The 24,667-nt window shown below is 36.2% G+C and carries 30 protein-coding genes; 2 read left to right on the forward strand and 28 right to left on the reverse strand.

Features of this window, described 5'->3' with window-relative positions:
• From hemC to cobD, 22 genes are all read right to left on the reverse strand, one after another.
• Positions 1 to 918, reverse strand: coding sequence for a hydroxymethylbilane synthase (hemC, locus tag LMB57_RS02020; RefSeq protein WP_229271408.1), 918 nt, complete (start codon positions 916 to 918; stop codon positions 1 to 3).
• Positions 908 to 2,173, reverse strand: coding sequence for a glutamyl-tRNA reductase (gene hemA, locus LMB57_RS02025; RefSeq protein ID WP_229271409.1), 1,266 nt, complete (start codon positions 2,171 to 2,173; stop codon positions 908 to 910). The genes hemC and hemA overlap by 11 nt, the downstream gene beginning before the upstream one ends.
• A gap of 2 nt (positions 2,174 to 2,175) precedes the next feature.
• Positions 2,176 to 2,634: a precorrin-2 dehydrogenase/sirohydrochlorin ferrochelatase family protein gene (locus LMB57_RS02030; RefSeq protein WP_229271410.1), complete on the reverse strand. Its 459-nt coding sequence runs from the start codon at positions 2,632 to 2,634 to the stop codon at positions 2,176 to 2,178.
• Positions 2,635 to 2,648: 14 nt separating this feature from the next.
• Complete coding sequence (locus LMB57_RS02035) at positions 2,649 to 4,154, reverse strand: cobyric acid synthase (RefSeq protein WP_229271411.1); 1,506 nt, start codon at positions 4,152 to 4,154, stop codon at positions 2,649 to 2,651.
• Between the two features lie 74 nt (positions 4,155 to 4,228).
• Positions 4,229 to 5,032, reverse strand: a complete 804-nt coding sequence (locus LMB57_RS02040) for an energy-coupling factor ABC transporter ATP-binding protein (protein ID WP_229271412.1) — start codon at positions 5,030 to 5,032, stop codon at positions 4,229 to 4,231.
• Between the two features lie 11 nt (positions 5,033 to 5,043).
• A complete protein-coding gene (cbiQ, locus tag LMB57_RS02045) occupies positions 5,044 to 5,721 on the reverse strand; it encodes a cobalt ECF transporter T component CbiQ (RefSeq protein WP_003669129.1) in 678 nt (225 codons plus the stop codon).
• Between the two features lie 20 nt (positions 5,722 to 5,741).
• Entirely contained in the window at positions 5,742 to 6,053 is a 312-nt protein-coding gene (locus tag LMB57_RS02050; protein WP_229271413.1) for an energy-coupling factor ABC transporter substrate-binding protein, read from the reverse strand.
• Positions 6,050 to 6,796: an energy-coupling factor ABC transporter permease gene (locus LMB57_RS02055; protein WP_003669133.1), complete on the reverse strand. Its 747-nt coding sequence runs from the start codon at positions 6,794 to 6,796 to the stop codon at positions 6,050 to 6,052. The genes LMB57_RS02050 and LMB57_RS02055 overlap by 4 nt, the downstream gene beginning before the upstream one ends.
• Positions 6,780 to 7,493: a cobalt-factor II C(20)-methyltransferase gene (locus LMB57_RS02060; RefSeq protein ID WP_229271414.1), complete on the reverse strand. Its 714-nt coding sequence runs from the start codon at positions 7,491 to 7,493 to the stop codon at positions 6,780 to 6,782. Before LMB57_RS02060 ends, LMB57_RS02055 begins: the two co-directional genes overlap by 17 nt.
• 1 nt (position 7,494) lies before the next feature.
• The gene (locus tag LMB57_RS02065) at positions 7,495 to 8,274 is read right to left on the reverse strand and encodes a sirohydrochlorin cobaltochelatase (protein WP_229271415.1); all 780 of its coding nucleotides are present in this window, start codon (positions 8,272 to 8,274) and stop codon (positions 7,495 to 7,497) included.
• On the reverse strand, positions 8,267 to 9,661 hold the full coding sequence (gene cobA / locus LMB57_RS02070) for a uroporphyrinogen-III C-methyltransferase (protein ID WP_229271416.1): 1,395 nt from the start codon (positions 9,659 to 9,661) through the stop codon (positions 8,267 to 8,269). Before cobA ends, LMB57_RS02065 begins: the two co-directional genes overlap by 8 nt.
• Positions 9,651 to 10,409, reverse strand: a complete 759-nt coding sequence (cobK, locus tag LMB57_RS02075) for a precorrin-6A reductase (RefSeq protein ID WP_229271417.1) — start codon at positions 10,407 to 10,409, stop codon at positions 9,651 to 9,653. Before cobK ends, cobA begins: the two co-directional genes overlap by 11 nt.
• Positions 10,406 to 11,131: a precorrin-3B C(17)-methyltransferase gene (gene cobJ / locus LMB57_RS02080; protein WP_229271418.1), complete on the reverse strand. Its 726-nt coding sequence runs from the start codon at positions 11,129 to 11,131 to the stop codon at positions 10,406 to 10,408. The genes cobK and cobJ overlap by 4 nt, the downstream gene beginning before the upstream one ends.
• Positions 11,132 to 11,143: 12 nt before the next feature.
• The gene (locus LMB57_RS02085) at positions 11,144 to 12,199 is read right to left on the reverse strand and encodes a cobalt-precorrin 5A hydrolase (RefSeq protein WP_229271419.1); all 1,056 of its coding nucleotides are present in this window, start codon (positions 12,197 to 12,199) and stop codon (positions 11,144 to 11,146) included.
• Positions 12,200 to 12,201: 2 nt separating this feature from the next.
• A complete protein-coding gene (locus LMB57_RS02090; protein ID WP_229271420.1) occupies positions 12,202 to 12,963 on the reverse strand; it encodes a cobalt-precorrin-4 methyltransferase in 762 nt (253 codons plus the stop codon).
• A 16-nt stretch (positions 12,964 to 12,979) separates the two neighbouring features.
• On the reverse strand, positions 12,980 to 13,534 hold the full coding sequence (locus LMB57_RS02095; RefSeq protein WP_229271421.1) for a decarboxylating cobalt-precorrin-6B (C(15))-methyltransferase: 555 nt from the start codon (positions 13,532 to 13,534) through the stop codon (positions 12,980 to 12,982).
• The gene (locus LMB57_RS02100; protein ID WP_229271422.1) at positions 13,527 to 14,129 is read right to left on the reverse strand and encodes a cobalt-precorrin-7 (C(5))-methyltransferase; all 603 of its coding nucleotides are present in this window, start codon (positions 14,127 to 14,129) and stop codon (positions 13,527 to 13,529) included. The genes LMB57_RS02095 and LMB57_RS02100 overlap by 8 nt, the downstream gene beginning before the upstream one ends.
• Positions 14,126 to 15,277 (reverse strand): cobalt-precorrin-5B (C(1))-methyltransferase CbiD, encoded by a 1,152-nt coding sequence (gene cbiD, locus LMB57_RS02105; RefSeq protein ID WP_229271423.1) that lies wholly within the window; start codon positions 15,275 to 15,277, stop codon positions 14,126 to 14,128. The genes LMB57_RS02100 and cbiD overlap by 4 nt, the downstream gene beginning before the upstream one ends.
• Positions 15,258 to 15,941 (reverse strand): cobalt-precorrin-8 methylmutase, encoded by a 684-nt coding sequence (locus LMB57_RS02110; protein ID WP_229271424.1) that lies wholly within the window; start codon positions 15,939 to 15,941, stop codon positions 15,258 to 15,260. The genes cbiD and LMB57_RS02110 overlap by 20 nt, the downstream gene beginning before the upstream one ends.
• Before the next feature lie 5 nt (positions 15,942 to 15,946).
• The gene (gene cbiB / locus LMB57_RS02115; RefSeq protein WP_229271425.1) at positions 15,947 to 16,906 is read right to left on the reverse strand and encodes an adenosylcobinamide-phosphate synthase CbiB; all 960 of its coding nucleotides are present in this window, start codon (positions 16,904 to 16,906) and stop codon (positions 15,947 to 15,949) included.
• Positions 16,903 to 18,267 (reverse strand): cobyrinic acid a,c-diamide synthase CobB, encoded by a 1,365-nt coding sequence (locus LMB57_RS02120; protein WP_229271426.1) that lies wholly within the window; start codon positions 18,265 to 18,267, stop codon positions 16,903 to 16,905. Before LMB57_RS02120 ends, cbiB begins: the two co-directional genes overlap by 4 nt.
• Positions 18,267 to 19,355, reverse strand: coding sequence for a threonine-phosphate decarboxylase CobD (cobD, locus tag LMB57_RS02125; RefSeq protein ID WP_229271427.1), 1,089 nt, complete (start codon positions 19,353 to 19,355; stop codon positions 18,267 to 18,269). The genes LMB57_RS02120 and cobD overlap by 1 nt, the downstream gene beginning before the upstream one ends.
• Positions 19,356 to 19,717: 362 nt before the next feature.
• Here cobD and LMB57_RS02130 point away from each other — a divergent pair, with 362 nt between their 5' ends.
• Complete coding sequence (locus LMB57_RS02130; protein ID WP_229271428.1) at positions 19,718 to 20,284, forward strand: cob(I)yrinic acid a,c-diamide adenosyltransferase; 567 nt, start codon at positions 19,718 to 19,720, stop codon at positions 20,282 to 20,284.
• A 32-nt stretch (positions 20,285 to 20,316) separates the two neighbouring features.
• Here LMB57_RS02130 and LMB57_RS02135 read toward each other — a convergent pair whose 3' ends face one another.
• On the reverse strand, positions 20,317 to 21,159 hold the full coding sequence (locus LMB57_RS02135; protein WP_229271429.1) for a GNAT family N-acetyltransferase: 843 nt from the start codon (positions 21,157 to 21,159) through the stop codon (positions 20,317 to 20,319).
• 21 nt (positions 21,160 to 21,180) lie between these two features.
• The gene (locus LMB57_RS02140; protein ID WP_229271430.1) at positions 21,181 to 21,630 is read right to left on the reverse strand and encodes a flavodoxin; all 450 of its coding nucleotides are present in this window, start codon (positions 21,628 to 21,630) and stop codon (positions 21,181 to 21,183) included.
• A 107-nt stretch (positions 21,631 to 21,737) separates the two neighbouring features.
• Between LMB57_RS02140 and LMB57_RS02145 the strand changes: the two genes are divergently transcribed.
• Positions 21,738 to 22,166, forward strand: coding sequence for a EutP/PduV family microcompartment system protein (locus LMB57_RS02145; protein ID WP_229271431.1), 429 nt, complete (start codon positions 21,738 to 21,740; stop codon positions 22,164 to 22,166).
• On the opposite strand, the gene LMB57_RS02150 is transcribed toward LMB57_RS02145, so the two are convergent.
• From LMB57_RS02150 to LMB57_RS02165, 4 genes are all read right to left on the reverse strand, one after another.
• Positions 22,159 to 22,716 carry a cadmium resistance transporter gene (locus LMB57_RS02150; protein WP_229271432.1) on the reverse strand — a complete coding sequence of 186 codons (558 nt, stop codon included), beginning with the start codon at positions 22,714 to 22,716 and terminating at the stop codon, positions 22,159 to 22,161. The two genes, LMB57_RS02145 and LMB57_RS02150, sit on opposite strands and share 8 nt — an antisense overlap.
• A complete protein-coding gene (locus LMB57_RS02155) occupies positions 22,713 to 23,357 on the reverse strand; it encodes a histidine phosphatase family protein (RefSeq protein ID WP_229278221.1) in 645 nt (214 codons plus the stop codon). The genes LMB57_RS02150 and LMB57_RS02155 overlap by 4 nt, the downstream gene beginning before the upstream one ends.
• A 95-nt stretch (positions 23,358 to 23,452) precedes the next feature.
• Positions 23,453 to 24,247, reverse strand: a complete 795-nt coding sequence (locus LMB57_RS02160) for a tyrosine-protein phosphatase (RefSeq protein ID WP_229271434.1) — start codon at positions 24,245 to 24,247, stop codon at positions 23,453 to 23,455.
• 72 nt (positions 24,248 to 24,319) lie between these two features.
• A complete protein-coding gene (locus tag LMB57_RS02165) occupies positions 24,320 to 24,667 on the reverse strand; it encodes a BMC domain-containing protein (protein WP_229271435.1) in 348 nt (115 codons plus the stop codon).

The following is a 24,667-nucleotide window of genomic DNA, read 5'->3' on the forward strand; positions in this document are numbered from 1 at the left end:
CTATTCTCCTTCAATAATTCCAAATTTATCCTTAGCCAATAACTGATCAGCAACTTTTTTACCAACTCCAGAATTATTGGCAGGTATTTTTGTTTCTTTTATAACGTGTTCACCATTAGGGGAAGCGATCAACCCATCAAATAGGATTTGACCATTTTTCGCGTAGGCATGGCCCCCAATCGGGAAATTACAACTTCCACCCAATTCACTCATAAATTCACGCTCAATTTGCACACAATAAGCTGATTCTTCATCATTAATTTGATCAAGCATTTTGCGAATTCTAGTGTCATTTTTTCGGCATTCAATCGCTAAGCAGCCTTGACCAACTGCCGGCATAATATAATTTTGCAAATCCAAAACATGATAACTACTTAAGTCAATATTTAATCTTGTTAATCCAGCCTCAGCTAAAATAATACCGTCAAGCGCTTCTGTGTATATTTTTCTTAACCTAGTATCTATATTACCCCTAATAGGTATAATTTTTAAGTCTGGTCGAATACTTAATAGTTGTCCCTGGCGACGTAAACTATTTGTCCCGATTCGTGCACCTTTAGGAAGATCATTCAACGATGAAAGATTTTTCCGGCTGACTAAACAATCATATGGAGATACTCGTTTAGGAAATGCTCCTAAAACTAATTCTTCTGGAAGAATCGGCATCACATCTTTTAGACTATGAACAGCAAAATCAATCGTGCCATCTTTTAGTTCGTCTTCAATCTCTTTAACGAAAACGCCTTTCCCACCGATTTTAGCAAGGCTGTCATGTCGGTTTCGATCCCCTTCAGTAATAACGTTTTTTATTTCAAATTTTATGTCGGGGAAAATCTTTTCCAAACTAGCGATTACCAATTCTGTTTGCGCCATTGCTAGTTTACTTTTCCGACTGCCAACAATTACTTTATTTGTCATTATTTTGATTCTCTACTTTCAAATTATCCATGCCAAAAATTTTACAGAAAAAGTCAATATCAGCCGTAGCCCCTGGTGTTACTGACAATTCTTTAATTTCTTTAATTGGTCCTTTAATCATTTGATTAACAATACTTTTCATATGCTTACTAATTACTTTTCGTTCATGCGAATCTAATTCAGGAAGCTTGCGAAGTAAACTATCGTAAGCTTCTCCTTCAATCCTCAACGAATGCTCACGTAATCCTCTAATTACCGGAACAATATGCAGTTGCTTTTCCCAAATATAAAAGTCATTAACTTCTTGGGGAATTTCATTAGCAATTTTTTGAATCATTAATCGTCGTTTTTCATCATTGGAGTTTAAAATCATATGAACATGATCAATATCATAATATTTTAATTTTGTACTGTTAATTGCTACATTTCGTGGCACACCAAGATCAACAATCATTGTGCTTATCTGTTCATCGGCCTTAAATAAGGGTTGCTTAACTGTAGCTGCAAAAATAGCTGCATCAACATTATGTACGACTGTTGCAAGCTGGTTAAATGGACGGGCCTCAACTACTCCTTGAAGTTCTGTCGCAATCTGCTCAGCCTTGCTATCTGTTCTATTAAGCAACAGCACCTTGCTAAAGCCCATATTGCTTGCATTATAAGCAGTATGTTTTCCAATCTGTCCCAACCCAACGACTGCTAAGGTTTTACCTTCAAGTGAACCAAACTGCATCTTAATTTGGTGTAGACCAGCTTGACCTGATGATTGTGCTAATTCACTAACACGGTATTTTGTATGCATTCTTTTAGAAAATGTAATTGCTTGGCGAAATAAGTGATTTAAGATTGCGCCAGTTGTTCCCTCTTTTGTTGCAATTTGAAAAGCATCCTTCATTTGACCTAATATTTGCGGCTCTCCCTTAATTAACGAGTCCAGGCCAGTGATCACCTTAAACAAATGCTCAGCAACAGCGTCCTTTGTCGTAACAGTAACAAATTTTGTAAAATCATCAATTGTATAATGGAACCATTCCGCTAAAAATCGTCGAATATAGTAACGACCTGTATGTATTTGGTCTACAACCGCATATACTTCTGTTCGATTACACGTTGAGATCAACAAATTTTCCAGAATACTCTTCTCATCATTTAATAGCTTATCTGCCTTGGGGACTTCTTCTTTTGTAAAAGAAAACTTTTCTCGTAAATCTAATGGTAATTGATGATAATTTAAGCTTACACACATCAAATACATTTTTATTCAAACTCCTTATGAAATTTTTGCTTTATCCATTCTTTAATCTCATTTTTCATTTTTTTAGCTGCACTTGGAGACTTTCCCATCGTTGAGACACTAATAAACATGTCATTGGCCTTAATCGTTGCTAGATTATAAAAGTCTGAATTAGTCTTATCACTAGTATTGTTCACTAGCTGAAAATGAGTCGCCTCTTTTTTTACCTGATCATTAACTGCTCTATCATCAGTACAAGTAATAATAATATCCATGTTTTCGACATACTTTCGCTGGTATTTATCCGGTATCCAATTAATTTGGGTAGGTTGTATGTTAGGTGATAGGAGAGGACTAATTACAGTTGGGCGAATCCCAGCTGCTAATAACTTATTTATTTTACGACATGCAACTTTTCCTCCGCCGACGACAGCTACATTTTTATCAGCTAAGTTTAAGATAATCGGATATGGCGATTGCATAATTTATTCATCCTTTATTCTTTCGTTGAGTCTTGCAAGATTTGATTAAACTTATCCATGTCAACATTCTGAGCAAATAGTTGGGCTAATTTCTCATATTGTTGGTCTTTATAACCACTAATCGAAACAGTAGTATCTACCAATGGTGCCATTCCCTTTGCTACGCGAAGCTGGTTTAACAAGTGTCGTGTCCAATAAGGGTTATCAAAGATTCCGTGAAGATAGGTACCAATCACTGTTCCATCAGTACTAACTGCTCCATCCTCACGATTTTCTGGTTGACCGTTTGTTTCCTGAATTGTTGAGAATGGTGTTGAGTTTAGACCACGTTTTGTTGTTCCCATATGGATTTCATAACCTTTTAAAATATAATTATTTCGCTTGGCAACTGCCTGAGTTGTTGTCTTTTTTTCATTAAAGGTTGTTTCTGTATCAAGTAACCCGAGACCTTTTTGTTCTTTAATTGGTGACTCAATCCCTGTTGGATCATACAGCATCTGTCCTAAAATCTGATATCCCCCACAAATACCAACGATCATACTTCCGTCCTTATGAGCACGTAAGATTCCCTCTGCAAGCCCATTTTTACGCAAAGCTACTAAATCTGCGTTCGTGTTTTTACTTCCTGGAATAATTAATAAGTCTGGAGTTCCAAGTTCCTCTGCCGTTAAAACATATCTTACCGAAACATCTGGTTGAATTTCCAAACTATGAATATCTGTAAAGTTAGAAATCTTATCAAGATCAATTACCGCTACATCCAGGTCTTTTTGCGTATCTTTTTGTCGTGGTTTCCGAATTAGCGATACGCTATCTTCTTCATCAATATCAATACTGCTCATTGGCAAAACACCAATCACAGGAATTCCTGTTAGTTTCTCAATCATCTTGTTCCCAGATTCTAGTAGGGACTTATCTCCTCGAAACTTATTAATAATTATTCCTTTAATGCGTTGCTGGTCTTCGCGAGGCATTAATTTAATCGTGCCATAAATTGAAGCAAAGACACCGCCCTTATCAATGTCTGCAACTAGGATTACTGGTGCATCAGCCATTCGCGCCATCCCCATATTAACAATGTCATTTTCATTTAAATTGATTTCTGCGGGACTTCCAGCTCCCTCTAAGACTATTACATCATTTTCATCTGCTAATGTATTATAGGCCATCATAATTTGTGGAATTAGTTCTCGCTTGAATTGATAATAACTAACAGCATCCATATTCTTCAGCACTTTTCCCATTACAATAACCTGAGAATCTTTGTCTGTGGATGGCTTTAATAAAATTGGATTCATTCGGACATCTGGTTTAATCTTAGCTGCTTCAGCTTGAAAAACCTGCGCCCGACCCATTTCATCCCCTTTCTCAGTAATAAATGAGTTCAAGGCCATGTTTTGCGACTTAAATGGCGCAACCTTTTGACCACGATTAGCCAAAATTCGACAAGCTGCTGCGGCCAACCAGCTTTTTCCAGCGTCAGATGCCGTTCCTTGAAACATTATTGACTGCACTGTCATGACATTTCATCCCCTAAGCTTAATCTATGTACCAAAAGCTGTTTTAAAAGTTCAGCCTTTGAGTTTTTATATGTTTACTTACCTTGTTCGGCAAATAATTCCTGTTCCGTTGTATATAAAGGCAATCCTAATTTTTGGTGAATCTTAACTAGCCACGGTTGTTCCAGGTTATTTTCCTTTAATAACTGTTCATCATTAAAAACGTTTTCTCTATTTCCCTCTTTAAGAATCCGATTATTTCCCAAAAGGTAAAAATAGTCACATACTTCATACATAAAGTCCATATCATGACTAGAGAGAATAATTTTTTGACCATTGGCAATTAACTTCTTTATCAATTTTTTCATTCTTAACCTACCATCTGGGTCCAAACCAGAAGTTGGTTCATCAAGTAAGATCCATTCAGAGCCAATCACCATAATACCCGCAATGGCAACCCGTTTTTTCTGACCACCACTAAGGTATTGAATAGGTTGATCCTTTAAGTTTGAAATATCTAATTCACGTAAAACCCTTTCGACACGTTGCTTAATGTCATCATTAGAAACTTTTAAATTTCTCAAAGCAAACGCAACGTCATCTTTCACTATTGAGTAGAAGATTTGCTGATCAGAATTTTGAAAAACAATTCCTATTTTTCGCCGTAAATTTCGAAGTCCTTTTTTAGAATATTCAACTTTGTGACCATCAACAAAAATCTCACCTGCTGTTGGTTTTAATTCACCAACCAAATTCAAGAAAAGCGTTGATTTCCCTGCACCATTATGACCGATAATGCCAATAACTGATTGATTATCTTGACCGAGCTTCATTGAAACATCGTCCAATATTTTATGCTTATCGTCATAGCTAAAGCTTACATGCCTCAATTCAATCATTATTGCTCCTCCTAAAGATAAAAATCACCATTATATAGCTTAGCATCGAGTGCTTTAGTCATCATTTGATAATTTATAATGACTTGTTCAAATAACATTTTTGCTAAAATTCCAGATGAATGAATCATTAAACTAAAAGAGTCATAGCCGAACCGTAATCGTTGAGCACGGTGAATCTGCTCAAAAGCATCAATAAAGATAAAGATGAAACGATACATTAGCATCGTTACTTCAATCATTACTCGTGGCAGATGCATAGCTTTTAGTACCTGTAAAATTTGAATAAATGGGGTTGTTAACGCAAACCAGTACGTACAGACAATTGCTGTCATACATTGCAATGCTACCTGCCCAGCTTTAGGCATCATTACTTTTGCCAATCCAAGATAAACATTTCCAAGTTTTATCGGTCCAATAAGGGTAGAGCGTTGAGAAGAAATAGTTACAACAATTCCAATGATACTTAAAACTACAAAAGGAATAATTGCATAAAACCAACTAATATAACGCTTAAATGAAACATTAGTTACGTAAATGGTGATACCTGCTACTGTAAATAGGACAATTACTTTAATCCATTGAATTGGCTGGAAAGCTAAAACCATTCCTACTAACCATAAAAAAGCTTTTAACTTTGGCGACCAATTAACAATTCGATTTTCATAAGCATATTTATCGATACTCAACATTAATAAGTCACCAGCCTTTACTATTGTTTTACAGTCTGTTTGGTTTTATTTTGTTGAGCTTTCTTTTTACCATGAGCAACCCCAATAAAATAACAAATAATTCCTGTCCCCAGTGAACCTTGCACAGTAAACAATAAACTTTCGATTTCTCCCGATGGTGGAGTCCAGACAGGATGCGCCCATGCTTTATAACTTGGATCAAATTTCTTTATTTGCTCTGTTCCTTGGTCATCACTCCCGCTATATTCTCCTTTAACAAAAATAAAAGGAATCAATACCAAAAGAATTACACAAATTGCTAGGATAATATTAGTTTTTGTTCGTTTTTTCATTGTAGGGCTGACTCCTTCCATAAATCGTTACTGATTACCAAGTTATAAACAATAACCGTAAGCAATCCTTCTGCTATTGCCAATGGAATTTGAGTAATAGCGTAAATACTTAGGAATTTGATTAGCGCTGCTGCAACTCCACCATTCGGATCAGGGAAAACAATTGCTAATTGAAAAGCGGTAGTTACATACGTAGACCAGTCAGCAAACATCGCACACAAAAATAGTGAAACTGAACGACTAACTTTCATTGCTCGACATAATTTCCAAACTGCATAACCAACAATTGGGCCAACAATTGTCATTGAAAATTCATTAGCACCAAGCGTTGTTATACCTCCATGTGCTAATAACAATGCTTGGAACAGCAACACAATAACGCCAAGAACTGACATTACTCCAGGGCCAAACAATACTGTTCCTAGACCAACTCCAGTAGGGTGCGAACAAGAACCAGTTACTGAAGGCAATTTCAATGAAGATAAAACAAAGACAAACGCACCACAAAGGGCCAACATTACCTTGGCATTAGGAACACCAGAATTTACAATCTTATACATTCGATAAAGACCATAAATGAAGAACGGAAGTGACACTGCATACCAGAAAATACACCAGCGTGGCGGAAGCATTCCTTCCATAATATGCATTGCATGAGCTGTGGCAGGATAAGCAAGGGTATAAACTAGTCCAATCATAAGGAAAGTAATAAACTTACGATATTTTTTAATTACTTTTAACATTTTTGTTTTCCTTCTTTAATAAAGCCGTAGAAAAATAAGGCAGTTTGTCATTAATTGAATAATCAATTAATCGTTGCTTCTTTTGTTTTTCCATTGAAGCATTTTCAACAACAATCGTTTTACTCAATAAGTCTCGCTGTTCCAATATCTTATAAACCTGAGCAAACCTAGTAGCAATTTTCATAATTACCACATTATCGTTAAGGTCGATTGCTTTTTCCAATTGTGTAATATCAGCAGTCGCTGGAATAATTTCAAGACTTTCTTCATCTAACATTAGGGGAACAGAGAGGCTGGCTGCAATTTGACTGAATGATGAGATCCCCGCAATCGTCTGGATATCAATCCGTTCTGCTAACATTTCCGCAATATAACTAAAAGTGCTATAAACAGATGGATCACCAAGGGTCAAAAAACCAACATTATTATCATTTTTAACATCTTTAGCAATCTCTTCAGCAATTTCTTGCCAGCTTTTTATCTTCTTTTCCCAATCATTAATCATTGGAAAATGTCGTCGCTTTATTTTTAAATTCGCTGGTAAATACGGTGCAGCGATATTTTCAGCTACACTTCTACCACCTTTATGAGCTTGGGGAGCATATAAAATATCAAGCTTTTTTATTGTATTAACTGCTTTTATCGTTAAAAGTTCACTATCTCCAGGGCCAACTCCAATCCCATAAAAACTAGCCATTTTAATCACCTTCTTCGACAACCGGCTTTAGCTTTGCAATAAACATATTTTGAATTTCTGGAAATTCGCCTAATCCCTTCAATACAGGATGGGCAGTTATTCCATTCTCTTTTAAGATGCTCTTCCAAGATTTCGAATCATCCGAAGCCATATCATTATGAGCATGGTTTCCTGCAACCATCATTAATGGCTGTAAATAAACCTTATTAATATGAGCATGGCGAAGACGCTTAATTTCGTTATTAATATCTGGATAACTTTCTACTGCACCTACATAACTTTTTGAACCATATAACATATGATCCAAGCAAGCATAAGTTGTAAAAGCACTATGCGCTGTTCCGTGGCCCATCCATAAAACGGCTTTCCCAGATGGTAAATATTCACTTTGCTTCTGTAGGAATACAACTAAGTGTTGAAAATCTTCAAACGTCTCTAATAAAGGCGCTGTTACTTTAATTTTCAAAAATTTTTCTTTATAACGATTAACCGCATCACATACTAAGTTATATTCAATCCCTGGAATAACATGTAAAGATTGGACATATACTTCTGTGTATCCCTGATCACGTAATTTTGACAGTGCTGTATCGACATCATCAATTCGAATTCCTTCATTTTTTTCAATTCGTTGCCGAACGATTCTAGATGTAAATGCCCTAAAGACGTCATAATCTGGAAACGCAGCCCCAATCGCTTTTTCTGTAGCTCCGATTGTTTTTTGTCGTGTTTCTGGAAATGTTGTTCCAAAACTTACTGCCAAAATTGCCTTTTTAGTCATGCATAAATTCCTCCTTGACCTGAATAACTGTCTTCTTTACGTCTGGTGGACATATAACCACATGACCAAAGCCAGCTTGAATTGCAGCTTGTTGAACTTTTTTCCCCATTGTAAATGCTTTTAACATTGATACTTGTGATAGCTGTTCTTTGCTTAATGAAGCTAAAAAGTCATTTATACTAGCAGTACTTGGAAAAATGACAGCACTGAATTCTTTAAGGTCAAACGGTAACACAAGCGACCGTTTCTTCTTTTCATATAAGCTAAGAAAAGTTCCAATACTATATGTTGGTTTACTGCCACCAATTTCAATGGTTCTTTTCACTGGTATATCTTGCGGCATATCTGTTATTGCTAAGATCCCTGTTTTCTGTAATACCTGAGCCACTCGATGATTACCAGTAATAATTTTTTTACCTATAAGTTGTCGAACATCAATACCATTCTTTATTAAGAGGGTAATAAATTGATGATAAGCAAGGACATCATCCACAATAATCGCATCGTATTCATCGACGGAAGGAAGAGTCACTTCTAATGGCTCGATTAAAGCACGCTGGTAAAAGTCAGCAGTTGCACCTAAATCTTCTAATGAATTAAAAAGGCGTTGATGTTCACTAAAAGGAATTAATAAATGCACACCGGTCAATGGTTTATTGATATTTAATTGCTTACTCAATTTAACAACTTGACCTACAACAATTAATGCTGGCGATGAAAGTTGATGTCGAGCAACCAATTCATTGATATTTTCCAAATTGCCAATAACCATCTTTTGTCGCCATTGAGTAGCCCACTGTATTATTGCTACAGGTGTTTGCGATGACCTACCATGTTCGACTAACTGTTGACAAATATTGGGGAGTTGTGCCATTCCCATCAAAAAGACGATTGTTCCTTCTTGGTGAGCAATATTTTCCCAGTCCAGTTGCTGACCATTCTTTTTATGATGACCAGTGATAATATGAAAGCTTGAAGCATAGTCACGGTGAGTTATGGGAATCCCTGCTGCAGCTAGCCCAGCAATTGCACTAGTAATCCCTGGAATAACTTCAAAGTTAACATCACACTGTTGTAATACCTGTGCCTCTTCACCACCTCGGCCAAAGACATAAGGATCCCCAGCTTTTAGTCGAACGACCTTTTTGCCTTGCTTAGCATAATCAACTAACATTTCATTGATTTTTGACTGCTTAACCTTATGATGTAGGGGTAATTTTCCAACATCGATCAATTCCGCCTCATTATTTGTAAATGCTAATAATGAAGGATCAATTAACCGGTCATACAAGACAACATCCGCTTCATTTAATCGCCGCTTGCCAATTAACGTTAATAATTCTGGATTACCCGGTCCAGCACCTAGAAGTGTTACTCTACCATTCATTGTTTTCCTCCAAGTACTTCTCCAATTCCTGTAAACTTGAAACCATGTGTGGATAGTTTATTTTTGGTCGACGAATAATTATGCAAGGAATTCCTAATTGTTGACAAGCACCTATCTTTTCTTGAACTCCACCTTGGCGACCACTCTCTTTTGTCACCACAATTTTTGCATTAGCATGTTTAAATAATTCTATATTTAAGGCTCTTGAAAACGGACCTTGGATGGCATCAATTTGCGAAGCGATGAAACCAGCATTAGTTAGTTTTTCCATTACTTTAGTTGTTGGCAAAACGCGGACATGCAAGCGATCAACTCCTAATTGCTCAGCATAGGCAGAGGCAGTTTTACTCCCAGTTGACAAATATATTTTTCCTTTTACCTTCTTTAATATCTGACACGCTTCTTCTAGTGAATTAACCAGTTTAAGATTTGCATCTTTACTGTAACTATTTGGGCGTTCAAATCTTAAATATGGAATCTTAAGGCTTTGCGCTTCATTAATTGCTAATTCTGAAATTACCCGGGCAAAGGGATGGGTTGCGTCTAAAATAAGTTTAATATGGTGGTCACGACAGAATGAGGAGAAATTCTCAGTAGTGAAGGTAATTTTAATAACATTTTCCCCATGTTTCGCCGCTAACTCAGCTCCATAATCACTAATAACCGAGATAATGAATGGAACTTTTGCATCACTTAATTTATCCGCTACCTCTAAGCTTTCAGTTGTGCCACCTAATAGTAAAATCATAGTGTATATCCTCGTGGGGTAATCATCCGTCCATCTTCAACATAAGTATTCTTATTACCGACAATAACAATTGAGGTCATATTAATTTCTGTTTCATCAAGATCAGCAATCGTCGTTATCTTGTCGATTTCTTTTGGTCGTGCAACATCTTTCCCAATTCCAACAATTGTATCTGGAGATTTATATTTCAAGATAATATCGAGGGCTTTTCGTAAATGATGCGGACGACCTTTACTTCGTGGATTATAGAGACAAATTACAAAATCTGCTTTAGCTGCAGCATCGACACGTTCAGTAATAACTTCCCACGGCGTCATCAAGTCGCTCAAACTGATATGACAAAAATCATTCATTAATGGCGCACCTAAATGAGCAGCAGCTGCAATACTTGCTGTCACACCAGGAATCACTTTAATATCAATATGTTGATCCATTTTACCGGCAAGTTCCAAAATCAAACCAGCCATCCCATAGATTCCAGCGTCCCCGCTAGAAATAATTGCAACATCTTTTCCGGTTGCGGCGATCTCAAGAGCTTTTTTACACCGTTCAATTTCGCCTCGCATCCCGGTAACAACAAGTTCTTTCCCATCAATCATATCTTCAATTAACCGCACATAAGTTGCATACCCGACAATTGTATGTGTCTTTTCGATTACTTCTCGTGCTTCTTCGGTCATCAATTCTTTTGATCCAGGTCCTAATCCAACTACATATAACATTTTCAATTCCTCCTAAACTTCATGTAAGCGGCTAAGCGCCAGTGTAATTTCATGATTTGCATACCGTTGTGTTACATTCCGTTCTCCACTAGCATAATCAGCAGCAGCACACGCAACATTACCAACTCCCACTGTCTTTTTTACAAAAGCAGATTCTGGATAATTTTGACTAGCTTCTTGTAACTCTGCAGCTGGATAAAATTCAGCTTCAATTCCTAAGGTTGTTGCTAAATATTGAATTGCTCCCTCATGCCTTTTAATATCAATTGATGCTACCTTAATGAATGATTTCCACAACAATTGATGTTGTTGGCAAAATTCTGTAAATGCTTGTTGCATCATTGCAGTTGTGATATCTTTTCTGCACCCAATTCCTAAGATATTTACCCGAGGGACTACATGAATCACATCAGAACTTTTAGAAAAACCAGTGTGATCTGAAACAATAATCAATGGTATTCCCGGTTCATGGTCTTTAATCCTAGTTAATACCTTAAATCCACTGAACTGGTTAATATATCGGGTTAAGTACGGCTCAATAAAGAGCTCCACAACTTTTCCTTCTGCTAAGCGACGATTGATTGCTTTTGTATTTTCTTTAAAGTTGGGGTACCATCCATTGACCTTTTTAGCCAAAATATCCAACGACTGAACTTTTTCTGTGTCAGTTGCGGTTGTAATTACTGGTTCTGATCCCATTAATCTAGCAATCAACCTTGTCCATTCATTAGCTCCACCGACATGTCCAGAAAGTAAACTAATAACATGCTGTGCCTTTTCGTCCATTACAATAACTGCTGGATCAATTGTTTTATCAATAATCACATCAGCCAATGCGCGAACTACAATTCCCGTTGCCATAATGCAAACGATACAATCATATTTTTTAAAAAGATGGTGGATTGTTGCAGTAAAAGCACCTCGTGAATAATAGTTTTCATCATCTTGAGCTAAGCGTTGAGGTAAAACAAGGTCTACTTTATATCCCTGCTTTTTTACCCGGCTTTGCAAACTTCTTGCCATCGAAGCACCACCCTGGGTTAAAGCAATCACAGCAAGATTTTTCATAATTACTTACTCTTTTTCCGGAACATTGTACTGAAACCTGCGTCATATAAATGAGAATAATTATATTCATCACCTAAGAACTTACCAACCATAATCAATGCTGTCCGTCGAATGTCAGTATCATGAACTTTTTCAGCGATATCACTTAATGTTCCTCTAACGATCTTTTCATCTGGCCAAGTTGCTTTATAGATAACGGCTGCTGGTGTGTCTTCCGGGTATCCTCCCTCTTCTAATTGCGAAACAACTTTCTTAATGCCTTGAACAGACAAGAAAATCACCATTGAAGTTTGATGTTGTGCTAAAGACTTTAAGGATTCTTTCTCTGGCACAGGTGTCCGTCCTGCCATACGCGTAATAATTACACTTTGCGCTACTTCGGGAACCGTATATTCTACGCCCATGCTTGACGCGGCACCGAGGAATGAACTAACACCAGGAACGCATTGGTACTTAATACCACGTTTTTTCATTTCTTCAATTTGCTCGCGAATCGAACCATAAATTGAGAAATCACCTGTTTGTAACCGGACAACTGATTTTCCATCTTTTACTGCTTCTTCCATCCGGTCCACAATATCGTCTAGCGTCATTTTGGCGCTATCATATTTTTCAGCATCTACTTTACAGTAATTCAATAGATCTTTATTAATTAGCGATCCAGCATAGATTACAACATCAGCTGCCGCCAATAACTTGTATCCCTTTAACGTAATAAGGTCTGTTTCACCCGGACCAGCTCCTACAAAACTAACAATTGCCATAATTAATCAATCCTTTCTATTTTTTAGCATTAACGATAATTGTTGGATTATTTGGTTTAAAGAAATGCCCTTTCCCTAATTGGTGCCAACGCAATATACCAACCTCAACCATTTCAATTTTCTTGAAGCCTGCTGCTGTTAACAACTTTTCGACTTGCATTGCGTTTTCAAACAAAATAAAGTTCAGGACTATTGTTCCGTTAACTGTTAAATGTGTGCTAGCAAACTTAATAATTCCATCTAATTGTGCTCCGCTACCACCAACAAAAATTGCATCATATTTCTGATTAGGAATATCTTGAGGAGCGATTCCCTTGATTAAGTTGATATTATGTAAGTTAAACTTATTAATATTTTGTTCGATAATGTCAATTCCCGCAGTGTTCATTTCAATTGCTGTTACATTTAAATTTGGAAATTCGCGAGCCGCTTGAATACTGACACTTCCTGTTCCAGCCCCAACATCAAGAAAAGTATTTTTATCACTAAGTTCCAATTTATCAATACTGATTGCTCGAACTTCTGATTTTGTCATTGGAACCTTATTTCTTAAAAATTCATCATCACGCATTTGTAATAACCACCACATTCATCTCATATTTTCGTTGCTCAACCGTTGTTTCATCATATTGCGTTATTTTTTCATCTGGATAGCTTAGTCGTTCCCCAACATAAATTTTGCGGTGCAATCCCCGTTTCCTAATCTCTTGCCCAATTTCAAATGGTCCCAGTTGCTGATCAGTAACCATGCCGACTTTAGAATGTTGTAATAAAAAGTCGAAATCAGGGTTTCGCCCGTGACTACTTGTTAAATAGCAATCATTCATTGACAATTTCAACTGGTGAAACATGTACTGAATAGAACTAATTCCGGGAACAATTTTTAGTTTTTGATTATGGATGTTAGACGTTATCCAGGTCCCAATCCCATATAACAGTGGGTCTCCTGATGCTAATAACACATTATTTTGGCCTGGATGTTCTTCAAAATAAGTCTTCAAGGCTGCTAACCTTGGTAAAGCCATTTTCTTACTAGCAGGAACTGCAGGAATTGTCATTAGTTGCCGTTTTGAACCAATCACAACATCGGCTTTAGACAAATATTTTGTCATCCCCTGCAAACGATAATTTTCATTACCAGGGCCAATTCCTAATACCACTATCATTGCCACTCATCCTTAATCTCTTGTACGGGTTTACTTGCCGCTAAAAAGCCAGTTTCTCGTGAAAAAATCACTGCATCAATTTCAATGTGTGGTTCCCGATGGGCTAAAAGTTTTTCTGTCCGTTTTTTAATTTTGTCAACAATAATTTGATAAACATCCTGATAGCCAGCTTGATTAATAAGTTTAATCATAGAAATAGTAGTTAAGCAGTTATTAATTTTTCGCAGAAATTCAGTCGGTACGCCACCCATTAATGCCAGATTTGCAACCATAACCTCTGCTCGTGCATCAGCATCTTTGCTATGCGTTGAAAAGATTCCTGCAGCAACTTTGATCATTTTGCCAAGATCACCAACGATTAAGACTTTATTGAACTTTAAGCGTTGTGTTTCATGAAGAACATAACCAACAAAGTTACTCATTTGGACAATCTTACCATCAACAATTCCTAGCTCATCTGTAGCAAAGTCTTCACCATAATTTCCTGGTACTAAAACAATTGCTTTATCACCTCGTTTACGGTGAATGTTCATTTCAATTGAAATTGAGTGCTTCCAACTTGATTCAGACATTGGAGTAACAACTCCACTGGTTCCTAGAATAGAAATTCCACCAACAATTCCAAGTCGCGGATTGTAGGTTAATTTGGCTATTTTTTCGCCCTCTGGTACAGAAATAACAATGTTTACACCAAGATCAGGCCCTAACTCTTTTCGGGCCGCTTCTTTAATCACGCGCCGTGGTGTAGGGTTAATCGCTGGCGTCCCCGGTTTATTTGCTAGTCCTTCTTTAGTTACGCGCCCGACTCCTTTTCCACCGTCTAAATGAATTTCATTATCGGAACGTAAACTGACTGTGGCAAAGATAAGCGCTCCATCTGTTGCATCTTGATCATCACCACCATCTTTTTTTATGGCGCAACTGGCTGTTTTTTTATCAAAGTCAGTTTGCTCGACATCAAAGATCGCAATCTTTCCATTAGCAGCATGAACAGTAACTGTTTCTTGTGGTTCTTGATTCAACAAAGTCCTGATAGCAGCTACAGTTGCCGCAGTAGCAGTGGTGCCGGTTGTAAAACCCTTTCGTAATTTTCGCCCATTGTAATAAACAAAATTATCCTCAGCGTTATTATTTGGTGTGGCGGCCATACTCATCACCTAAATTCTTAATATCCATGTTATACATCACCGCATTAATAAGGGCTGCAGCAAGATTACTCCCCCCTTTTCGCCCTAGAGCAGCAATTGCGGGTATATCTGATTCATACAAAGCTTGCTTACTCTCAGCAGCTTCAACAAAGCCAACTGGAACACCAATTACAGCAGCCACTTTAAGTTGTCCATCATTAACGAGTTCAATGATTTTACAAAGAGCAGTTGGTGCATTTCCAACAATAAATATCTTTTCTCGTGGATCGTTAGCAGCAATTTCAACAGCCGCCATTGAACGGGTAATTCCCTTTTCTTGGGCTAATTGAATTACCCGTGGATCCCGGATTAAGCAATGATAATCAACACCTAATTTATCAAGGCGCCGTTTGTTAATTCCTGATAAGGCCATTGTGGTATCGGTATAGATAACCCCGTGATTTAATAGGACATGTTTTAATTTATTTAATACATCATGCGTAAATTTCAAATTTTTCAAATAATCAAAATCTGCCGTCGTATGAATTGCCCTTTTGATTACTGCTTCTTGTAATGGACTATCAAATTTATAATGCGGATCAATTTTTTCGATCTCTTCTTGAATGATTTGAAAACTTCTGTCCGTTATTTTATGAGGTACTGTAATATAGCTTTCTTTTTCCATTTTCTTCACTTCCAAACTATTAAGAATCGTATAAGTTCAAATCCACATAATCCCAAGAATGATGTAAGGTACAACATTGTAATCGTTCTTTTTAAATGCCAATTGGCAGCAATTACAAGATGATCATTACCGATGTACGGTTTTTTTACTAATTCGCCAAAATAATAATGGGGACCACCTAATTGCAAATGTAAGGCGCCTGCAACAACCGCTTCACTAAAAGCACTATTAGGACTTAAATGTTTCTCGCAATCACGTTCACCTACAGCAATTGCCTCCCGAGTATCATCACGTAATAACCAGCTACTAATAATCAGTAATAACCATGTGATTCGTGCTGGAATATAATTTGCAATATCATCAATTTGGGCAGACACTTTCCCAAAAGCGCGGTATTTTTCATTCTGATAACCAATCATTGAATCTAAAGTATTTACGGCTTTATACATTATTCCTAAAACCGGACCACCAATTGCCAGAAAGAACAGTGGCGCGATTACACCATCACTAGTATTTTCAGCAACCGTTTCAATCGTTGCTTTTGTTACCTCTTCAGCACTTAATTGATTAGTATCACGTCCAACAATCATTCCCACTTGGTGACGAGCTTTCTTTAAGTTATTTTGCTTAAGGCTCTTCATAATTTTTTCTGCTTCAATCGCTAGTTGACGAGCGGAAATACAGGTATAACTCAGGTAAGTTCCAACGACCATGTACAAATAGTAATTAATTGATGCAATTTTCATGCCAACATACGTAATTAGTCCTGAGCCACCTACCGTTATTAACCAGGTTAATGCCCCAAGCCACTTTTTCTTTCTTGATGAGTAGTTGGGATGATTGAAACATTTTGTTAGCCATGCAATTAAGCACCCAATCGATTTAACTGGATGGGGCCATGAGTGGGGGTCTCCAAGTAAGAGGTCCAGGAAAAATGCAAGCAAAATCATAATGAAAATGTTCATTGGGAATCAGCTCCTAAATTACTTAGAAATTGAGTAAACAACTTGGCGTCTTGATAAAAATGAACATGTAAATAACTTGCAAATGTCCTTCTAACCTGATATCCGCCTAACCAGGTGTCAACGACTTGATCATCACGAACTTTCTTCATTATTAGAACTGGTTTTAATTGTTGATCTAATTGTTTAAACGTAGAATGATGGAATTCATGACCAACTATTTTTTGATCTTTATTTCCTAATAAACAATTTATCTGCGGATAGGCCTCACAATAGCCAAATTTTTTAAGCCGTGGTGTCATCTCACTTACACCATTAAAGATCCCGACCATAGGAAATTCATCTTCTCCTTGCTTTAATACCTTGCCGAGATACATTAACCCGCCACATTCTGCATAAATTGGCTTATCTGCTAATGAAAATTCACGAATTTCTCGTTTTAAAGGTTGGTTTGCTGCCAATTCCGAAGCAAATTCTTCGGGATAACCGCCACCGAAATATAAAGCATCCACCTTCGGTAAATGCTGGTCATTAATGGGACTGAATGGAACTAGCTTCACACCTGCTTTTTTCAGCAATCGTAAATTGTCAGCATAGTAAAAATTGAATGCTTCATCCTTAGCAATTCCTAGACGAAGGTTTACCCGCTGAATATCAAATGGATCTGCAAATATTTTAGGGGTTGGTGCGGCCAGTGATAACAGCTTATCTAGGTCAACATGTTTCTTTACGCTTTCAGCAATTTTTGCTATTTTTCTGTCAACGTCTGGTAACTCATCATCAGGAACAAGTCCTAGTTGCCGGGAAGGTAAACTTATTGTTGCGTCATGGGGCAAATATCCTAAAACAGGAAGATTGAGATAACGGTGAATTGCCCCAGCAACTAGCTTGTAATGATTTTCACTCATCACGTTGTTAACGATTACTCCCTTTATCGGTACTTTTTCATCAAAACCTATTAAACCCTTTAAAATTGCAGCCGCTGATGTTGATGTTGCTCTAGCATTAATAACTAAAATAACTGGGATATTTAATTGTTTAGCAATACTAGCTGTTGAATAAGCATCTTTATTCGTTCCTAAGCCATCATACAGTCCCATCACACCTTCAACGATTCCTAAATCAATATTTTCCGTATCAGCGGTAAAAAGATAGTTCAAAACTTGAGGATCAGGTACGAGATAGTTATCAAGGTTCCGTGTTGGACGGTTAGTTATTCTTGTATGAAATTTTGTATCGACATAATCCGGTCCAACCTTATACGACTGAATGTTATATTTTTCATTTAAAGCTTTTAAAATACCTAAAACAACAGTAGTTTTTCCAGATCCACTTGTTACACCAGCAATTAGAAATTTTTTCATCACGACTCACGCCCTAACACTTGCTTTAATGTCTTGACTAATAAAACGTTATCCTGTGGTCCCTTAACAGCCACTCGGTAATACTGTGGTCCCAGCCCAACGTAATCATCACATTGGCGAATCAGAATATGGTGCCTAATCATTTTTTCTCTTAATGCCAAATCATTACTTTTAAATAAAAAGAAGTTAGTAGTACTTGGAAAAACTTTTATTTCAGATATTTCTTGTAATGCCTGATATAACGCTGGTTGCTGAATGTTTAACCAGTCATGCGTTAATTTAATATATTTCTTCGCTCTAAACATATTCTGACCGAAAACGTCTGCAATACCGTTTACTGACCAAGTATTTTCTTGAACTTTAAGTAACTTTTTTAATTTTTCATTTTTGGTAATGCAATACCCTAGCCTTAAACCTGGAATTGCAAAAAATTTAGTAGCTGCTCGAATAATATAAACATTGTCCTTAGGTTCAAGCTTATTAATAAAGCTTTCTTGTTCATTAACGGTCAAGTCGATAAAAGCTTCATCTAAGATCAAAAGACGGTGATGTTGATTACAAAAGTTAACTAATTTACGAAGATCCTTTAGCGCTATTATTTGACCTGTCGGATTATTAGGGCTTGTTATGCAAACAATTGTAATTTCATGATGCGTTTTTAGTTGTTCAATCATAGTTGGAATATCACATAAAAAATTATTTTCTTCGTGTAATTGATAATGATGAACATTTATTCCGATACGATTAAATAGCCGTTCATATTCACCAAATGTAGGCGCTAAAACTAATGCATCCGTCGCTTTTTCAGCTCGAATCGTCTCATCTAATACTTCCGATGCCCCATTACCGACAAATACATCATCATTATTAACATTAAAATGATTAGCAATTGCTGCTTTCAATCCCGGATACTCTGGGTTGGGATAAACTTCAATATTAGCAAAAGATTGGACCAACACATTCCATAAATCTGATGGAAAACCCAGAGGATTAATATTTGCACTAAAATCTTTAACCTCTTCAACAGGAATATTTAGTTGCGTAGCAGCTTGCTCAATATTCCCACCATGATGGATACTATTTTCCAAAAAATCACCTACCAATTTAAAGAAACCGTTTTCTAACTTTTTTCACCTATAAAATTACGATTTTCAACTTAATAGTTCAATACTTAACAACATATAAGATGAATAAGCATCATTAGTGTTTGAATAAGTTAAAAAAACATTACCAATCTTTTCTTGCAGTCCATGTTTTGGCATTTTTTTGTTATATTATTTGTATTTTTTTATAATTTTCCTTTTAAATTAGTATTCAGCTCTTGTAATAGTTATTTTTTTGTTTAATTTTAAAAAAATTAGTATTATTTAATAGATTATTATGAAAGCGTTATTACAATTGCTCATTTTAGGATAGAATAAAACAAAATAATCGAGAGGACAGATAAACAGTGAAGATTTATACAAAAAATGGCGACAAGGGGCAAACTAGAATTATTGGCAAGCAGATTCTCTATAAAAGTGATCCACAGGTCGAAGCATATGGCGAAGTTGATGAATTAAATTCTTGGGTAGGCTATACAAAGTCGTTAATTAATTCACATACTCAAGCTTTAGCTGATGAATTAGAAGAAATCCAACAGTTATTATTTGATTGCGGGCATGATTTAGCAACGCCAGCAGAGGATGAACGCCATTCTTTTAAATTTAAACAAGAACAACCAACAGCTTGGCTAGAAGAAAAAATTGATAATTATACTCAAGCTGTTCCGGCAGTAAAGAAATTTATTCTTCCTGGTGGAACGCAGCTAGCATCTGCCTTTCATGTGGCACGAACCATTACGCGACGTGCTGAACGTCAAATTGTTCAATTAATGCAGGAGACCCAAATCAATCAAGACGTGCTAATCTTTATTAATCGTCTTTCAGATTACTTTTTTGCAGCAGCTCGGTATGCTAACTACTTAGAACAACAACCAGATATGCTATATCGAAACAGTAAAGATGTTTTCCATTAAAAAGAACCGAGATAAAAAAATCTCGGTTCTTTTTATTCCTCAACAATATTATTAAATTGTGGACGAGTTTCAAGATAACTTTTGGCAAATGGACAGTTAGCTTTCACCTTACTGTCAGCTCCTTCTACTAGCCACATTAGCAAGGTCATAATCTCATTGGCTAATCCTTGACCACGATAATTTTCATTAACTTGAACTTCTTCAATTGCAATAACCTTATTTTTTAAATTTCTTAACTCAATTGTAGCAATTTTCTCGCCTTTATCATTTAGTAAAGCTAATTCTCCAGGTTGATAGCTAAACTTATAAGTCATATCAACACATGATTGATGCGATAAGCTACTTTCATTGATAAATCGTTCAAAATCTTCAATATCCTCACGTAATCTTTTAGCTAATTTGGGATCATGATTATCACCGTTTTTAAAAACAGATTGAACATTACCAATTGCAATCGTACAATTCATTACTTTCATTCCCAGATAACGGAGTACTTGATGAAGATGGGCATTAGCTATTATTCCGCCTTTTTCTCCAGCTGAATCAGTAATTGCTAAAACAGGTTTTCCTATTAAATGCTGATTCGGTGAAGGAACCGAGAGAACATCTAATGCATTCTTTAATCCCCCGGGTAACGAATAATTATATTCCTGTGTCACTATTAGTAATGCATCCATACTATCAACTGCTTTACGAAAAGCTTGCCATTCAATCGGCGTATCTTGATGCTCAAAGTCAGGATTATAAAATGGCAACATAGAATACTTTAGTTCCACAAATTGTAAGGTACTTGGCAATGAAGTAAAATACTCTGCAACCTTTCTACTATAGGAATTAGTACTTAAACTACCGACCAATACACCAACCTTTGCCATTTTATCATCCCTTCTCTGCAGTTACTTCGAGGCGGTTTTTACTAGTTCTTCCGCAAACTTGTTCAAACGTTCTATATCTTCTTCATACGGTTCAAGATCAATCTTTACTTTCGCAGCACCTGGCGTAGCACCAGCTTTTTTAAAGGCATCATCAAAATGATCAACAGTAGTATTAAAATACTCACCATAAAATTTATCGCCAGAACCTGCAACACCATAGACTTTGTCAGTTAAATCTGTTGATTGTAAATCATCATAAAAATCAAGCCCCTCTTCTGGCATTGCTCCTTCATCATACGTATAAGCACAAACAACTAAAATGTCGGCCTTCATAAAATCCGCTACATCGGTTTGCGATATTTCAGACTCCGTAACTTTAACATTTAAATTGGTTAGACTATCACATACAATATTTGCTACTTCTTCATTATTACCAGTCATTGTGGCATAAACTACGTGTGCTGTTAGCATTTATAATTCCTCACTAATCTTTTTAATATCTATGGCTATGTGTAACCGCTTTTATTATAATACAGATGAATAGTACATTTTTGTAGAGTTGGTGGAGGTATTTAATTATGAAACGAACTATGTTTATTGGAGCAATCGCATGTGGCAAAACAACCCTTACGCAACGGTTAGAAAATCAACAAATCAAATATAATAAAACACAAGCAATTGAATTCTCGTCCAATATTATTGATACACCAGGTGAATACATGGAGCACCACAATATGATGAGTACGTTGCGTGTAACCTCAATGGATGCTGATATTGTTGTCTTATTACAAAGCGCTGTTGACAAACGACTTGTTTTCCCAGCCGGCTTCTGTTCAATGTTTTCTAAACCTACTTTAGGGGTAATTACAAAGATTGACCTTGTAAAAGATCCCGCCGATATTGAATATTCCAAGAACCTTCTGTTAAGCGCTGGTGTAAAAAAGGTAATTTCTGTTTCGGCAGTTGAAAATATTAACATTGATAAACTAGTTGCTGAACTTAATTAAAGATTCTAATAAGGTGACTAATTAAATGACTATTCCAAATAATATATAAACCCGCTAAAACATAAACAATTTTACTTCCATAATTGCCATATTTTTCCAGTAAGTGTGCCACAGGTTTTACGGAAACAAATAGTTTTCCTAATAGAATTAATAAGACAGAACAAATTTCAAAAATTACTCCTACGTATACAATCTGACTCCAGCTAAGGTTAACCACCCAAGGAATATAAACAGCAAGATTATCTCCACCAAGACTTAGGCAAAATAGAAATAATGAGAAAAAACCTGGATTAGTTGTCTTTTTTTCATCATCTTGTTCAAAGAGCGCTATAAAAATCAGAACAATACCCATAAATCCCGTAATCCAATCAGGAAAAAGAAAAGCTAGTCCTTTCCCTAAAACTACTCCCAGGATCCATAAAATAAGCGTTGCTGTTCCAAAGCCAAGAATTGGTAACCGATAATTGTAGTTTCTTAAAAGAAATAATAATGCAATAAATGTATCAATATTAAGTCCCGTAAATATTAACAGAATTGCAATAAGACTCATAACACCATCGTCCCTACAAATGGTCGATTATAATAACATATTCGTTGTTGCTTTAAGGCTGGGTTCAATTGAATCTTGCTAATGCTTAAATTATTGGGATTTTTGAATGCCGTCCCATCAATATTTTCCAAACATAATGAAATGATGTTCTTTATTATCCAACCATGGGTAATTATTAAAATATTTTTTTGTGGATATTTGTGAGATACATCCAATAAAAACGACCATATTCGCGTACGAGCATGTTCAAATGCCTCGCCTTGATTTATCAAAATTGAATGTGGGCGTACGTCATTCGTTTCAACATCAAAATATCTCGAATACTGTTGTTTTAATTTACTAATATCTGCTCCATTCCATTTACCATAAGATATTTCTGCTAAACGTTCATCTACTCGGAGCTTAATATTAGTCGTCGCACAAATGATCTCACCAGTTTTCACAGCTCGTCTTAATGGACTTGTGTAGACATAATCAATTTGATTATTATCAAATAATTTTTGATAATTTGTTGCCTCCAGCATTCCCCGTTTGGTTAAACTTGTTAACCCATCATTTAGTGTACCCTGAATATAGTTCAATCGATTAGCATAGGTTTCCCCGTGACGAATTAAAAAAAAGTTGTCATTAGTACCATCCACCCATAATAATTATGTATATAAAGAGGCTATTCAATTTTAGCCTCTTTTTTAGCCATTATTATATCAATGACTTTTAAATTTTACTAAGCCTAAATTCACTTTGTTAAATATAAGTATCTTAGTTGTTCAACCATTGAATTGCTAATTTGTAATACATCTTTCAAGTAGGAAGTTATTCCACCATATTTATTATTAATAAGAGAGATTGCCTGATTATAATAACACCTATTTGCTGTTGAAAGATCGTAAATTGAGTGAAGATAGTTATCACCCAAGTCATTCTTCACAGCATAGCGCAATCGTTCCTTTATCCTTTGTGTTGATGCTTTATTAGTTAAAATATAATCTTGATAAATTATATTCGCTGGAACTTGTAGAAGATTTAATAAATAAATTGCTCCCAAACCAGTACGGTCTTTCCCAGCAGAACAATGAAATAAAACGCCACCCTGTGCTGAATGTAGACATAATTTTTTAATAAAATTGTGAAATGCTTCTTGTGCTTTCTCGTCAGTAACAAATTGACAATATACTTCCATCATGCGATTAAAACCCGCTTGTGGATCCTTTGAAAAGTTTTTTCGTGCTTCGGTAATACTGATATTACTTTCAGTAAGATCATTCTCAAAGACTGGAATCCGGATATAATTCATTAATGATGTTAATCGGTCGGGATACAAAGCCACTTCGGAAGTTGAACGAAAATCAATAATTGTTCTAATACCATATCCATAAAGCTTTCTTTGCTCAGCATGCGTAAAATAGGAGAGATGCGCAGAACGAACAAGATTATTCCATTTCAAACTCTTGCCATCAATAGTTCTATAACCACCAAGATCTCGAAAATTAAAACCATTTTCAAATGTTAGGATTCGTTGATGATTCGCCAAATTGCATCTCCCTCCTTTCTAAAAAGTGTATTCACCTACTACACGTTAAAGTAAATGAATACACTTCTAATACTATGTTCGTGTAATTTCAGGAACATCGAATCCTAGTAACATTTGCAGTTTCTCAACAACGTGGCGTAAGGCAGACTCAACTTCGGAAACTTCTCCCACAATTACAACCGAACCACTAAAACGATCGATAAACCCTAACGTTACGTTGCTAGATTTTGTTGCAATATCACCAGCAATAATCGAGGCTTCACTAGGCGTTATTGTTAATATTCCTAGTGCATTTTTAGGGGTTTGAATCCCTAACTTTTCATAGATATCAGGTGTGGGATTGGCTACAATATGAGCCAATGTCACTTGTTTTCCAGGAACATATTCCTGAATTGTCCGTTTGATATCTTGCCTAGTCAT

It is taken from the genome of Limosilactobacillus secundus, from assembly GCF_020784695.1.
Lineage (GTDB): Bacteria > Bacillota > Bacilli > Lactobacillales > Lactobacillaceae > Limosilactobacillus > Limosilactobacillus reuteri_F.

Excerpts from the sequence above, each read along its gene's own strand:
- cbiB (WP_229271425.1), bottom strand. The coding sequence starts at position 16,906 with ATGAACATTTTCATTATGATTTTGCTTGCATTTTTCCTGGACCTCTTA.
- LMB57_RS02135 (WP_229271429.1), bottom strand. The coding sequence starts at position 21,159 with ATGGCAAAGGTTGGTGTATTGGTCGGTAGTTTAAGTACTAATTCCTAT.
- LMB57_RS02110 (WP_229271424.1), bottom strand. The coding sequence starts at position 15,941 with ATGGAAAAAGAAAGCTATATTACAGTACCTCATAAAATAACGGACAGA.
- LMB57_RS02030 (WP_229271410.1), bottom strand. The coding sequence starts at position 2,634 with ATGCAATCGCCATATCCGATTATCTTAAACTTAGCTGATAAAAATGTA.
- hemC (WP_229271408.1), bottom strand. The coding sequence starts at position 918 with ATGACAAATAAAGTAATTGTTGGCAGTCGGAAAAGTAAACTAGCAATG.
- cobA (WP_229271416.1), bottom strand. The coding sequence starts at position 9,661 with ATGAATGGTAGAGTAACACTTCTAGGTGCTGGACCGGGTAATCCAGAA.
- LMB57_RS02120 (WP_229271426.1), bottom strand. The coding sequence starts at position 18,267 with ATGAAAAAATTTCTAATTGCTGGTGTAACAAGTGGATCTGGAAAAACT.
- cbiD (WP_229271423.1), bottom strand. The coding sequence starts at position 15,277 with ATGGCCGCCACACCAAATAATAACGCTGAGGATAATTTTGTTTATTAC.
- LMB57_RS02065 (WP_229271415.1), bottom strand. The coding sequence starts at position 8,274 with ATGACTAAAAAGGCAATTTTGGCAGTAAGTTTTGGAACAACATTTCCA.
- LMB57_RS02055 (WP_003669133.1), bottom strand. The coding sequence starts at position 6,796 with ATGTTAAAAGTAATTAAAAAATATCGTAAGTTTATTACTTTCCTTATG.
- LMB57_RS02095 (WP_229271421.1), bottom strand. The coding sequence starts at position 13,534 with ATGCGTGATGATGAATTTTTAAGAAATAAGGTTCCAATGACAAAATCA.
- LMB57_RS02140 (WP_229271430.1), bottom strand. The coding sequence starts at position 21,630 with ATGCTAACAGCACACGTAGTTTATGCCACAATGACTGGTAATAATGAA.
- hemA (WP_229271409.1), bottom strand. The coding sequence starts at position 2,173 with ATGTATTTGATGTGTGTAAGCTTAAATTATCATCAATTACCATTAGAT.
- LMB57_RS02145 (WP_229271431.1), top strand. The coding sequence starts at position 21,738 with ATGAAACGAACTATGTTTATTGGAGCAATCGCATGTGGCAAAACAACC.
- LMB57_RS02040 (WP_229271412.1), bottom strand. The coding sequence starts at position 5,032 with ATGATTGAATTGAGGCATGTAAGCTTTAGCTATGACGATAAGCATAAA.
- LMB57_RS02060 (WP_229271414.1), bottom strand. The coding sequence starts at position 7,493 with ATGGCTAGTTTTTATGGGATTGGAGTTGGCCCTGGAGATAGTGAACTT.
- LMB57_RS02100 (WP_229271422.1), bottom strand. The coding sequence starts at position 14,129 with ATGATAGTGGTATTAGGAATTGGCCCTGGTAATGAAAATTATCGTTTG.
- cobK (WP_229271417.1), bottom strand. The coding sequence starts at position 10,409 with ATGATTTTACTATTAGGTGGCACAACTGAAAGCTTAGAGGTAGCGGAT.
- LMB57_RS02085 (WP_229271419.1), bottom strand. The coding sequence starts at position 12,199 with ATGAAAAATCTTGCTGTGATTGCTTTAACCCAGGGTGGTGCTTCGATG.
- LMB57_RS02090 (WP_229271420.1), bottom strand. The coding sequence starts at position 12,963 with ATGGCAATTGTTAGTTTTGTAGGAGCTGGTCCGGGTGAAACAGACCTT.
- cobJ (WP_229271418.1), bottom strand. The coding sequence starts at position 11,131 with ATGTTATATGTAGTTGGATTAGGACCTGGATCAAAAGAATTGATGACC.
- LMB57_RS02035 (WP_229271411.1), bottom strand. The coding sequence starts at position 4,154 with ATGACAGTGCAGTCAATAATGTTTCAAGGAACGGCATCTGACGCTGGA.
- LMB57_RS02165 (WP_229271435.1), bottom strand. The coding sequence starts at position 24,667 with ATGACTAGGCAAGATATCAAACGGACAATTCAGGAATATGTTCCTGGA.
- LMB57_RS02050 (WP_229271413.1), bottom strand. The coding sequence starts at position 6,053 with ATGAAAAAACGAACAAAAACTAATATTATCCTAGCAATTTGTGTAATT.
- LMB57_RS02150 (WP_229271432.1), bottom strand. The coding sequence starts at position 22,716 with ATGAGTCTTATTGCAATTCTGTTAATATTTACGGGACTTAATATTGAT.
- cbiQ (WP_003669129.1), bottom strand. The coding sequence starts at position 5,721 with ATGTTGAGTATCGATAAATATGCTTATGAAAATCGAATTGTTAATTGG.